Origin of the sequence: Burkholderia sp. Tr-20355 (genome assembly GCF_017104685.1) — a bacterium.
Lineage (GTDB): Bacteria > Pseudomonadota > Gammaproteobacteria > Burkholderiales > Burkholderiaceae > Burkholderia > Burkholderia seminalis.
Genome location: NZ_JAAGPK010000046.1, coordinates 38567 through 50195, shown reverse-complemented (window position 1 = coordinate 50195; position 11629 = coordinate 38567). Strand labels below are relative to the sequence as shown.

General features: G+C 72.0%; 11 protein-coding genes. 4 read left to right on the top strand and 7 right to left on the bottom strand.

Features of this window, described 5'->3' with window-relative positions:
* The 4 genes from G3N62_RS15010 to G3N62_RS14995 all read left to right on the top strand — a co-directional run.
* A partial coding sequence (locus tag G3N62_RS15010; protein WP_241013100.1) for a PLP-dependent aminotransferase family protein occupies positions 1-1317 on the top strand: 1317 nt, incomplete at its 5' end.
* Positions 1318-1532: 215 nt separating this feature from the next.
* Complete coding sequence (locus G3N62_RS15005; RefSeq protein WP_206141249.1) at positions 1533-3113, top strand: trypsin-like peptidase domain-containing protein; 1581 nt, start codon at positions 1533-1535, stop codon at positions 3111-3113.
* A gap of 227 nt (positions 3114-3340) precedes the next feature.
* Positions 3341-4552, top strand: a complete 1212-nt coding sequence (locus tag G3N62_RS15000) for an MFS transporter (RefSeq protein WP_124669922.1) — start codon at positions 3341-3343, stop codon at positions 4550-4552.
* Between the two features lie 124 nt (positions 4553-4676).
* Positions 4677-5222, top strand: a complete 546-nt coding sequence (locus G3N62_RS14995; protein ID WP_124669923.1) for a DUF4303 domain-containing protein — start codon at positions 4677-4679, stop codon at positions 5220-5222.
* Positions 5223-5277: 55 nt separating this feature from the next.
* Here the strand turns inward: G3N62_RS14995 and G3N62_RS14990 are convergent, their stop codons facing one another.
* The 7 genes from G3N62_RS14990 to cobA all read right to left on the bottom strand — a co-directional run bounded on the left by G3N62_RS14990 (position 5278) and on the right by cobA (position 11240).
* On the bottom strand, positions 5278-5976 hold the full coding sequence (locus tag G3N62_RS14990) for a fumarylacetoacetate hydrolase family protein (protein ID WP_124669924.1): 699 nt from the start codon (positions 5974-5976) through the stop codon (positions 5278-5280).
* 126 nt (positions 5977-6102) lie between these two features.
* Positions 6103-7044, bottom strand: a complete 942-nt coding sequence (locus G3N62_RS14985) for a helix-turn-helix transcriptional regulator (protein ID WP_059556617.1) — start codon at positions 7042-7044, stop codon at positions 6103-6105.
* A 91-nt stretch (positions 7045-7135) separates the two neighbouring features.
* Complete coding sequence (locus G3N62_RS14980) at positions 7136-7918, bottom strand: YkgJ family cysteine cluster protein (protein ID WP_124608838.1); 783 nt, start codon at positions 7916-7918, stop codon at positions 7136-7138.
* A gap of 61 nt (positions 7919-7979) precedes the next feature.
* On the bottom strand, positions 7980-8579 hold the full coding sequence (locus G3N62_RS14975; protein WP_124669925.1) for a uracil-DNA glycosylase family protein: 600 nt from the start codon (positions 8577-8579) through the stop codon (positions 7980-7982).
* A gap of 124 nt (positions 8580-8703) precedes the next feature.
* Positions 8704-9756 carry a CmpA/NrtA family ABC transporter substrate-binding protein gene (locus G3N62_RS14970; RefSeq protein WP_034191243.1) on the bottom strand — a complete coding sequence of 351 codons (1053 nt, stop codon included), beginning with the start codon at positions 9754-9756 and terminating at the stop codon, positions 8704-8706.
* A 5-nt stretch (positions 9757-9761) separates the two neighbouring features.
* On the bottom strand, positions 9762-10358 hold the full coding sequence (locus tag G3N62_RS14965; protein WP_034191244.1) for an ANTAR domain-containing protein: 597 nt from the start codon (positions 10356-10358) through the stop codon (positions 9762-9764).
* 120 nt (positions 10359-10478) lie between these two features.
* Positions 10479-11240: a uroporphyrinogen-III C-methyltransferase gene (gene cobA, locus G3N62_RS14960; protein WP_049030155.1), complete on the bottom strand. Its 762-nt coding sequence runs from the start codon at positions 11238-11240 to the stop codon at positions 10479-10481.
* Positions 11241-11629 lie beyond the last annotated feature (389 nt).

Below are 11629 nucleotides of genomic sequence, written 5' to 3'. Positions count from 1 at the left end.
TGGCGGCGAGGGGGGGGGGGGGGGACAGGAGCGCGGGGGACAACGACGGGCGGGGGCGAGGAGCAGCTGGTCGCGGAGGGGGTCGTGCAGGGCGACCGGCGCGGCACACGCGTGGGCGGGCTGCGGCGGCGGGCGCCGCCGCGCAGGCGGGCGGCGCCGCCGGCGGTCGCCCAGCGGCTCGGCCGGATTCGCCCGAGCCTCATCGGCGCCGGCGAGTCGGAGGGGTTCCGGCCGGGCGTGCCCGCGCTGTCGCATTTCCCGGTGGACGCGTGGCGGCACGCGATCGACCGCGCATTGCGCCGTGCCGGCCGCGACCTGCTGGCATACGGCGACCCGCTCGGCGAGCGCGCGCTGCGCGAATCGATCGCGCGCCATCTGGCCGTGACGCGCGGCGTGCGCTGCGATCCCGAGCAGATCGTGATCACGGAAGGCGCGCAGGGCGCGATCGCGCTGTGCGCGCAGCTGCTGACCAACCCGGGCGATACGGTGTGGGTCGAGGAGCCCGGCTATCGCGGCGCGCGTACGGCGATGCAGGCGGCCGATCTCGAGGTCGTGCCGATGCCGGTCGACGCGGAGGGACTGCGCGCGGAAGCGGACGACTGGCGCGAACGGACGCCGCGCCTCGTCTACACGACGCCGTCGAACCAGTTCCCGACCGGCGCCGTGCTGTCGATTTCGCGCCGGCTCGCGCTGATCGATGCGGCGCGCCGGCATCGCGCGTGGATCATCGAGGACGACTACGACAGCGAATTCCGTCACACCGGCGAGCCGATCGGCGCGATGCACGGGCTTGCTCCCGATTCGCCCGTCGTTTATCTCGGTTCGTTCAGCAAGACGATGTTTCCGGCGTTGCGGATCGGTTTTCTCGTGCTGCCCGAGGCGCTGTTGGCCGCCGTGCGGCCGGCGTTGCCTGAGATGCTGCGCGGCGGGACGCGTCACGTGCAGCTCGCGCTGGCCGATTTCATCGAGACCGGCGAGTACGGCCGGCATCTCGGGCGGATGCGCCGGCTGTATCGCGACCGGCGGCGTTTGTTGCTCGCCGCGCTCGACAGCAGCCTCGGCGTGCCGCACCAGGTGGAGGGCGGGCCGTGCGGGCTGCATCTCGCGTTGCGGATGCCGGCGCGCTATCGCGACCGCGCGATCGTCGACGCGGCCCGCGCGCACGGCATCGGGCCGTTTCCGCTGTCGGGCTTTTCGATCGACGCGGGGCGGGCGGGCAATGGGCTCGTGCTCGGGTTCGGCAATACGTCGGCCGATGCGTTCGAGCCGATGTTGCGGATGCTGTCGGCGCTCGCGGAGCGGGTGGCCGGGAGTTGATTCGTTGCCGGACTTGTGCGGATTGACGAACCGCGCACTTTGTCCGGAACGAACGCCATCGCGGCTCCGCGCCCGCCGCCCCATCCGGCATACGGGTTTCGATTCATCTGTTCGAACAGGCCGCGTGGACTATAAATGGATGCGTGTACCGGTGCTTGTCGGGCGCCTGCGCGTTTCGCGCAGGCCGGCGCCGCGACTGCCGGGGGAGGTGCACCGTGGTTTGCCAGACGCTTGCTCGCGCCGTGCTTCGCACCGCGTTGATCGGGGGCGTGCTTGCCGTTTTTTCGCCGCCGCCCGCTGCCGTTGCCGCCCCCCTCGCACCGCCCGCCGCGCCACGCGCGATGAAGCAGCGGGCGCCCGCCGCGCCTTACGCGATGCCGGTCGATTTTCCGGCGATCGTCGACCGCTACGGTCCGGCCGTCGTGACCATCATGGCTGCCGCGCCCGACCAGCAAACGGGCGGTCCGTCCTTCGCGATGCTCGATCCCGACGATCCGCTCGCCGCATTTTTCCGGCACGACGCGCCGCCGCCCGCGCAGGGGGCGCAGGCGCCGCAGACGCCGGCACCCGATACGGCGCCGCGTGCGGTGTCGGGTAGCGGCTCGGGCTTCATCGTCAGCGCCGACGGCCTGATCCTCACGTCGGCCCACGTGGTCGACGAGGCGACCGACGTGACGGTGCGGCTGACCGACCGCCGCGAATTCAAGGCGACCGTGCTGGCCGTCGATCCGCAAAGCGATGTCGCGTTGCTGCGCGTCAGCGCGACGAAACTGCCGTTCGTGCGCATCGGCGATGCGTCGAAGGTCCGCGCGGGTGAGCCGGTGATGACGATCGGCGCGCCGGACGGGGCGGGCAACACGGTCACGGCCGGCATCGTCAGCGCGACGTCGCACCGCTTGCCGGACGGCAGCACGTTCCCGTTCTTCGAAACCGACATCTCGCCGAATCCCGACAACTCGGGCGGCCCCGTGTTCAATCGCGCGGGCGACGTGATCGGCATCGCGGTGCAGGTCTACACCGGCAACGATCGCTACGCGAGCATGACGTTCGCGATTCCGATCGCATTCGCGGCAAAGGTGCGCGCGCAGTGGCAGGCGCAACAGCAGGCACAGATGCAGGCGCAACAGGTTCAGGCGTCCGCGCCCGGGGCGTCGTCCGGCAACGCGTTCGGCGTCGACGTGCAGGACGTCGGCGTCGGGCTGGCCGCGGCATTCGGGCTGCCGCGCCCGGCGGGCGCGCTCGTCAACGGCGTCGCGCCGGGCTCGCCGGCCGCCGAGGCCGGTCTGAAGCCCGGCGACGTGATCGTGAAGTTCGGCGACAAGGCGATTGGCCGCTCGGCCGAACTGAACGACCTGGCCGCCGCGCTGCCGCCCGGCGAGAAGGCGCCGCTGCGCGTGATCCGCAACCGCGCCCCGGTGATGCTGACGATCACGGGCGCCGATGACGCGGCCGGGAACGCACCGGCCGCGACGGCGGGCATGGCCGCGCCGAAGGCTGCGGCACGATCGGGCCCGGGGGCGGGCGACCGGGGCGACCGGCTGGGACTGACGATGCACGCGCTGAGCGACGACGAGCGCCGTTCGACGGGGCTCGCGGTCGGGATGATGGTGGACGCGGTGCACGGGCCGGCCGCGAGCGCGGGCATCCAGCCGGGCGACGTCGTCCTGGAACTCAACGACACGCTGCTCGAGACGCCGGACGACGTGCAGTCGCTCGAAGCGAGCGGCGGCAACGTGATCGCCGTGCTGATCCAGCGCAACAACGCGCGGAAGTTCGTGTCGGTGCGCGCGCGTTAGGGCGTTGACGCGGCCGGCGTCGTCCGCCTAACATCGTCCGATATCACGGGCGGTCTGCCCGGCATTCAGGAGCCATTCGGCATGAAAACGGCTTGCTTCATCGTCGTAGTCCACAGGCGCAGGGTCCGGTAGCGGCACCGCGCCGGCACCCATGCGCCCCCGACTCGTTCGGGGGCTTTTTTTTGCATTGCGCACGGCCGTCGGGCACGTGCATGGAGGGCATCCGCTTGTCATCGAACCCGCCGATCGATTCCGCCCCGGCGTCGCCGCGACAGGCGACGCTGATCCTGCTCTGCGCGCTCTCGGTGCTGCCGCTGAGCCTGTTCCTGCCGTCGTTGCCGGCGATCGCGCGCGACCTGCGCACCGACTATGCGCTCGTCGCGCTGTCGCTCGGCGGTTACGCGGCGGTGGCCGCGTCGCTCGAGTTCGTGATGGGACCGCTGTCGGACCGGTTCGGGCGGCGGCCGGTCGTGCTGACGAGCGTCGGCATATTCGCGCTCGGTTCGCTCGGCTGCGCGATGGCGGCCGATGTCCGCGTGTTTCTCGCGTGCCGGGTGATGCAGGCGGCGATCACGTCGGTCTACCCGGTGTCGATGGCGACGATCCGCGATACCGGCGGCGGCGCGCGCGCGGCGAGCCGGATCGGCTATGCGGCGATGGCGGCCGCGTTCGCGCCGATGCTCGGCCCGACGCTCTGCGGCGCGCTCGACCAGGCGGCCGGCTGGCGGGCGAGCTTCTGGCTGCTCGGCGCGGCCGGCATCGCGCTGTTCGGCTGGTGCGCGTTCGATCTCGTCGAAACCCATACGCAGCGTTCATCGAGCTTCCGGCAGCAGCTTCGTGCCTATCCGGCGCTGCTGCGCGCGCGCCGTTTCTGGGCCTATGCGCTTTGCATGGCGTTCTCGACGGGCGCGTTCTACGCATTCCTGGCCGGCGCGCCGCTCGCCGCGAAAACGCTGTTCGGCATCCCGCCGGCGGAGATCGGCTTCTGCATGGGGACGATCACGGCCGGTTTCGTCGGCGGCAGCTTTCTGGCCGCGCGTGTCGCGCGCCGCTACGCACTGGCCACGACGATCCTGTGCGGACGCGTCGTCGCGTGTGCGGGGCCCCTGATCGCGCTTGCGCTCGTGTTCGGCGGCGCGCCGCATCCGCTCGCGTGGTTCGGCCCGTGCGTGCTGGTCGGCATCGGCAACGGGCTGACGAATCCCGGCGCGCATGCCGGCGCGGTGTCGGTGCGCCCGGAGCTGGCGGGCACCGCGTCGGGGCTGGCCGGTGCGATGACGATCGCCGGCGGCGCCGCGTGGTCGTCGCTGACGGGCGCGGTGCTGACCGCCGGCAACGCGGGTTACGCGCCGCTCGCGATGATGCTGCTGTCGACGGCGATCGCGCTGGCGGCCGCGATCTGCGTGAGGATATTCGATGCGCGGGACACCGCACGCTGACCGCGGGTGCGGCCCGGTACCGTGGCGCGGCCGATTGGCGGACAATTCGTCGAATACCGGGAGACGATGCACCCTCCGCGAGCCGTATTCGCCGACGCGCGAACGGTGCCTGGGCGAGGAAGCGATGAGCGATTTTTCAGATTTCCAGCGGGACATTGCCGATGCCGCGAGGGCGACCTTCAAGGCGCTGCGGGCGTTGCACCCCGACGAACATTTCTACGCGTTCGCGCTTTATACGGACAGCGGCGCGATGACGGTGGTGCCGGCCGCCAATTCGATCGAGGGGCTGCGCCGGATCCGCGCGCAACGGGCGATCGCGGACGACGATCCGGCGCCGTGGTGCACGTGGGGCTCCGCCGAATGGGCGTACGAGGCGGCGGAGGCTTCGCCGTTCAACGCGATCTGCGGCAGGCTGGCCGACGAAGTGCTGAGCCCGCGGTTCGTCCAGTCGCGATTCGCGGCATTCTCGCGGCAACTGCAGACCGACATGATCGAGGCATTGCGGCTGCTCGACCGCGAGGGCCTGTTCGGTACGGGCGAGGACAGGGCGGCCATCACGCCGTTCGTGTCGATCAGCGACGACGACGCGGCCGAGGCGCTGGAAAACGCATCGGCGAAAGTGCTGAATCCGCCGACCGTCGCCGACGCATTCCTGCGCCGTTACGGCTGACCGGCATCGGGATACCGCACGGCGGCCCGGACGGGCGGCCGCCGTGCGTGCCGCATTACGGCTTCGCGCCCACCACGAATTCGAACGTCGCGACGCCGTCGACGCCGCCCGTCACGCGGTCGCCCGGCTGCAGCGCGCCGACGCCGGCCGGCGTGCCGGTGAAGATCAGGTCGCCGGCCTTCAGCTCGACCGAACGCGACACGTAGGCGATGACGTCGGGCACGGCCCAGATCATGTCGGCCAGATCGCCTTGCTGGCGCGTGTTGCCGTTCACGGCGAGCCAGATGCGGCCCGTCTCCGGGTGGCCGGTGGCCGACGCCGCGCGCAGGGCGGTCACGGGGCCCGATGCGTCGAAACCCTTCGCCCAGTCCCACGGGCGGCTCAGCTTCTTCGCCTCGGCCTGCAGGTCGCGGCGCGTGAGGTCGACACCGACGCCGTAGCCCCAGACGTGCGACAGCGCGTCGGCCGGGTCGATCGACCGGCCGTCCTTGCCGATGGCGACCACCAGCTCGATTTCATGATGGAGGTCGTTCGTCAGCGGCGGATAGGCGACGGTGCCGCTGGCCGGGACGATCGCGTCGGCCGGCTTCGTGAAGAAGAACGGCGGTTCGCGGTCGGGATCGGCGCCCATTTCGCGGGCATGGTCGGCGTAGTTGCGGCCGACGCAGAATACGCGGCGCACCGGAAAGCGCGCGGACGACTGGTCGACTTCGACGGAAGGACGCTCGGCGGCGTCGATGACATAGGCGGACATCGGATGGCCTCGTTCGGTGGGAAGACGGATACCGGTGCCCGTGCGGCGCCCGGGTCGGCATGCGTGCAACGATACCCGACGCGCGGGCGGCCGGATGCGACGCAACTGCGTTTTACCGGGACAAAACTACGTGTCGGCGGCCGCCGGCGCATCGTCGCCGTCCGGGAGCGCGGCGTTCGCGTCGCGGTAGGCCTTCGGCGACACGCCGACGCGCGCCCGGAAGCGCCGCGCGAAATAGCCTTCGTCGCGGAAGCCGACCGAGCGCGCGATGTCCGCGATGCGCCGGCTCGTGTGGGCCAGCAGCGATTGCGCGAGCGCGATCCGGCGCTCGGTCACGAGATCGGTGAACGTGCTGCCGGTTTCCTTGCGGATCAGGTGCGCGAGATAGTTCGGCGACAGGAACGCGGCCTCGGCGGTCGCGGCGAGCGTCAGGTCCTCGCGGGTCAGGTTCGCGCGGACGTGCCGCAGCACGCGCGCGAGCGCGTCGCGCCGGCCCGCGCGCTGGGCGCCGCGCTGCGCGAGCTTGTCGAGCGCACCCGCATACTGCGTGCAGACGAGCCCGATCAGCTGCAGCAGATAGCCGCGCAGCAACGTGGTCGAGCCGAACGTGCGCACGCGATCGGTGTCGAGCATGCACAGCGCGAGGCGGCGTGCCTCGTCGAACGTGTCGCCGGTCAGGATGAAGTCGAGATGCTCCTGGAAGCGGAACGGCGTCAGCTCGGGGAAGCGGTGTGCGGGCACGTCCTCGAGATCGAGCGGATCGACGTCGAGATCGGCGCGCAGGAACGCCTGGCTGAAGTTGATCACGATGAAATGCGCGCCGTCCGGATGCGGGATCAGGTGCTCGCGGTGCGGCAGCACGAACGCGAGCGCGCCGCGCGGAAACGGCCGCGTGACGCCGCCGATCCGTTGCTCGGTGTCGCCGCCGAGGTTGAACTGGATCTGGAAATACGCGTGCCGGTGCGGCTCGGTGATCGCCTGCCGCGACGCCTGGTCGCGGATGTAGAAGTCGAGCCGGTCGCTGCGTTCGGGCATCCCGTACAGGCGCGGCGGGGCGGTGGAGGGCATGAGGGATTCTGCTGTGGATGACGCGGTTGAGCCGCGATGGTACAGCGAACCGGGCGCGGCCGGAACGTGCGGGCGCGTGGCGGCGCGGCGATCAGGCGTCCGGATGGAAGCCGAGATAGCGGGCGTGCGGCTCCGTGCCGCGGGCGGCGAGCATACTCGATGCACCGACCGACACGAGCGTTTCCACCGTGGGCGCGCGGTTCGACACCAGCGTCCATTCGATTGCGGCGCCGGTTTCGGCCGGCAACGGGGTGCGCAGGTCGGTCAGCGCGGCGAGCAACGCGGCGGCCGGCGGCGCATGAACCATGAAGCCTTCATTGGCGACGGCCGCGGTGTCGATGCCCAGCGCCGCGCACAGCCGCGCGCGCAACGGCGTCTCGGCTTCGCTCGCCGCGCGCGAGCGTGCGATGGTCTCGTGCGTTGCCGCGTCCACGAGCATGCCGCCGCGGACCAGCGGCGCGTGCCGCCACGCGTCGGGCGGGCATTGCTTGCCGCCGGGCATCAGCGGCACGAACGGATTGACTTCGGCCGGATAGATCCGGCATACGAGCGGGCGTTCGTCGTAGATCCCGCAGCGCAGGTCGTCGCGCAGGTTCGGGCACGGGCCGGCATGCGACGCGGTGAGCACGGCCGTGATGCGCACGGGCAGCGAACCGCTCGTCGCGGGCGTCGAACGCGCGCGCTTGTAGGCAGCGAAGGCGTCGCCGGGCTCGGGTTCGACGGGCCACGGCATCGCGTCGCACAGCAGTTCCACGTGGCCGCCGCGTTGCAGCCATGCGATCGCCTCGTCGAGCGTCAGCGGAATGCGCAGGTCGCGGCAGCATGCGCCGCATCCGGTGCAGGCAAAGTCGAGGTCGGTCGAGGTGGTATTCATGAGGGGATGGCGGGGACATCGGGCGGGACGCGAGGCGTGGCGAGGCCGCCGGTGATTGCGTTCATCGGCCGAGCAGCGGTGCCACGCGGCGGCGGAGTTCGGGCACGACTTCGGCGTCGAACCACAGGTGGTGCTTGAACCACGCCTGGTTGCGCGGCGACGGATGCGGCAGCGGCACCACGCCGGGGCCGTAGTCGCGCCACGCGTGCACGGTGTCGGTCAGCGTCGCCTGGCGCGTGTCGCGCAGGAAATGCCGCTGCGCGTACTGGCCGACCAGCAGCGTCAGGCGGATCGACGGCAGTTCGGCCAGCAGCCGGTCGAGCCACAGCGGCGCGCACTCCGGGCGCGGCGGGTTGTCGCCGCTCGCGCCGCGGCCCGGATAGCAGAAACCCATCGGCACGATCGCGAAGCGCGCTTCGTCGTAGAAGGTGTCGGCGTCGACGTCGAGCCAGCCGCGCAGCCGCTTGCCGCTCGCGTCGTCCCACGGGATGCCGCTCGCGTGGACGCGTGCGCCCGGCGCCTGCCCGACGATCAGGATGCGTGCGTCGCGATGGGCGCGCACAACGGGGCGCGGGCCGAGCGGCAGGTCGGCTTCGCAGGCACGGCACGCGCGGATTTCGGTGAGCAGCACGTCGAGCGGCGCGCGCGTACGTTTCGGCATCGATTCGGATCGGGGACGGAGTGGTCATGCGGTGTCGCCCGGGCGGTGCCTGCCGGCCGCCGCCGGGTGGCCCGGAGCGGTGTGGCGCGGCCCGGGAGCGCGCCTTCGGCTTCAGGCGCGCGCATTACGCGCGCGACGGGCCCGATGCGCCGCCTTCGGCGACCGCAGCATCATACAACGCGGTCTGCGCGATTGCCGCGGCGATCGCCGCATCGTCGTGCGGGCCGTCGAGCATCCCCCAGCGCCGGTATTGGGACAGGAACCAGCGGCCTTCGAGCGGATCGGGCCGGTTCACGGTACCGCCGTCGTGGAAGCGGATCGGCAGCGGCGGCGTGGCGAACGGCCCGGCGCCGTAGTCGCCGAGCAGGCGCGGCGCGATCAAGCGGGCCGGCACGCCGAGCGCGTCGGGCGACGCGAGCCAGTCGGCGGCCTCGCGGCGATGCGCGGCGCTGTCGAGCCACGCACACGCATCGACGAGCGTGCGGATCAGCGCTCGCGCGGTGGCCGGATACAGCGCGACGAAGTCGCGCCGCGCCGCCAGCACCTTTTCCGGATGATCGGGCCAGATCTCGCTCGTGACCGCGACGGTGCGGCCCGCGCCGCATGCGTCGGCCACCGCGTGCCATGGCTCGCCGGCACAGAAGCCGTCGAGCTCGCCGCCGGCGAGCGCGGCGACCATCTCGGGCGGCGGGATCACGACGCTGCGCACGTCGCGCAGCGGATCGACGCCGTGCGACGCGAGCCAGTGGTTCAGCCACATCGCGTGCGTGCCGGTCGGGAACGTCTGCGCGAGCAGCGGCTTGCGGCCGAGCGTCGCGAACGTGTCGCGCAGGCTGCCGGTGTCGCGGAACGCGTCGGCGAGGCCGCGCGACAATGTGATCGCCTGGCCGTTGCGGTTCAGCACCATCAGCGCGGCCATGTCGGCCTGCGGGCCGCCGATGCCGAGCTGCAGCCCGGTGACGAGGCCGTACAGCGCATGCGCGGCGTCGAGTTCGCCGCTCAGCAGCTTGTCGCGCACGGCGGCCCAGGACGGCTGGCGGCTCGGCTCGAGCGTGAGGCCGTGCCGCGCGCCGAGGTTCAGGCGCTGCGCGACGATCAGCGGGGCCGCGTCGCTCAGCGCGACGAACCCGAGGCGAAGATGGGCGCGTTCCGGCGCGGCGGGAGGTGAGGTATCCATGGCACTCATGACTGGGGTGAGGCGTCGAGCAGTTGGCGCGCGACGTCGACGATGCGCAGGCCCTGATCCATCGCGCGCTTGCGCAGCGCCGCGTACGCGTCGTGCTCGGACAGCTTGCGCTGGTCCATCAGCGCGCGTTTCGCGCGGTCGATCAGCTTGCGTTCCGCGAGTTCGCGCTCGACGTCGGCCAGCCGGCGGCGCAGCGCATCGTCGTGCGAGAAGCGCGCGAGCGCGACTTCGAGAATCGGGGCGAGCCGCTCGGCCGACAAGCCTTCGACGAGATACGCGCTGACGCCCGCGCCGACCGCCGCTCGGATCAGTTCCTGGTCGGCGTCGTGGCTGAACATCAGCACGGGGCGCGGCGCGGTCGTGTGCATCACCGCAAGTTGTTCGAGCGTGTCGCGCGACGGCGAATCGGTGTCGATGATCACGACGTCGGGGCGCTGCTCCTCGACGGCTGCCGGCAGGCGCGCGGGTGTCGCGACGTCGTTCAGCATCTCGTAGCCGAGGCGCGCGAGCGCGTCGCCGAGCTCGCCGATCGGCTTGTCGGTGTCGGTAACGAGCAGCACGCGCAGGCGGGGGGGCTGGGCAGGCGAACTCATGAGGCAGGCGACAGGAGCGGTGAAGCCGCGGGGCCGCGCGCGAACGACGCATGCAGGCCGCGCGCGTGGCCGTTGGCGGCGGGAACGGAGAGCGGCCGAAGCCGTGCGAAGCCGTGCATGTCAGGCGGCCCGCGAAAACACCGTGCCGACCGCGGCATCCGCATCCTGCGCGGCGGCTTCGCCGATCGCGCCGCCGACGAGGATCACGGCCGGGCTGCCGAGCCGCGCGGCGTCGATGCCGTGCGCAAGCGTGCCGAGCGTGCCGGTCCAGCGGCGTTCGTCGGGCGTGCCGGCCCATTGCACGGCCGCTGCCGGCGTCGACGCCGGCAGCGCGGCGAGCAGGCCCGACGCGATGCGGTCGATGCGGCTCATCCCCATGTAGATCGCGAGCGTCGTGCCGGTCGCCGCGAGCCGCGCCCAGTCGGGTTCGCCGTGATCCTGGCGGTGTGCGGTGACGAACGTGACGCCCTGGCAGTGCGCGCGGTGCGTGAGCGAGACGCCGAGGCTCGCGGCGGCCGCGAATCCCGACGAGATGCCGCTGACGATCTCGACCGGAATCGCGGCGGCGCGCAGTGTCGCGAGTTCTTCGCCGGCGCGGCCGAACAGCAGCGCGTCGCCGCCTTTCACGCGCACCACGTGCGCGCCGCGCAGCGCGTAGCGGCGCATCAGCTTCTCGATGAATGCCTGCGGCGTGGAGCGGCAGCCGCCGCGCTTGCCGACGCGGATCACGCGCGCCCGCGGCGCGAGTTCGGCGATGCCGGGCGCGACCAGGTCGTCGAGCAGCAGCACGTCGGCGGCGGCGAGTGCCTTTACGGCCTTCAACGTGAGGAGATCGGGATCGCCGGGGCCGGCGCCCAGCAGCGTGACTTTGCCAGTCGTCATGTCGTGTTCCATTGCCGCATGCGTGCGTGCGGCGGTCGATAACGGTCTGCGCGGTGGCGGCGGGCGATCGAAACACACCGGCATCCGCCGTGCCGCGCACGGGAGGGACGCCGTTGTCCTGGGGGAGCCTGTCCCGAAGGGCGGGCAAGGGTTTGCGGGAACTGCCCACCGGCGCCGTTGCCGGTGTCGCGCACGAGATCGAGCAATATCCGGGCCAACCGGTGCACGGCCCGGCACGCACCGCGCGCGGGCAGCCACCATGCCGTATCGCGTGCGTCGTGCGCCACGTGTGCGCACCGCGATGTCGCACGGCGACAGTGCTGCAGCGCACCACATCTGTGCCTCGTTGCCTCACCGCGCAGCGTCCGCCGCGCGTCGCCGGGCGCCGC

Bases quoted from the DNA above. Each gene is read 5' to 3' on its own strand.
- G3N62_RS14995 (WP_124669923.1), top strand. From the start codon at position 4,677: ATGAGCGATTTTTCAGATTTCCAGCGGGACATTGCCGATGCCGCGAGG.
- G3N62_RS14990 (WP_124669924.1), bottom strand. From the start codon at position 5,976: ATGTCCGCCTATGTCATCGACGCCGCCGAGCGTCCTTCCGTCGAAGTC.
- G3N62_RS14985 (WP_059556617.1), bottom strand. From the start codon at position 7,044: ATGCCCTCCACCGCCCCGCCGCGCCTGTACGGGATGCCCGAACGCAGC.
- G3N62_RS14980 (WP_124608838.1), bottom strand. From the start codon at position 7,918: ATGAATACCACCTCGACCGACCTCGACTTTGCCTGCACCGGATGCGGC.
- G3N62_RS14975 (WP_124669925.1), bottom strand. From the start codon at position 8,579: ATGCCGAAACGTACGCGCGCGCCGCTCGACGTGCTGCTCACCGAAATC.
- G3N62_RS14970 (WP_034191243.1), bottom strand. From the start codon at position 9,756: ATGGATACCTCACCTCCCGCCGCGCCGGAACGCGCCCATCTTCGCCTC.
- G3N62_RS14965 (WP_034191244.1), bottom strand. From the start codon at position 10,358: ATGAGTTCGCCTGCCCAGCCCCCCCGCCTGCGCGTGCTGCTCGTTACC.
- cobA (WP_049030155.1), bottom strand. From the start codon at position 11,240: ATGACGACTGGCAAAGTCACGCTGCTGGGCGCCGGCCCCGGCGATCCC.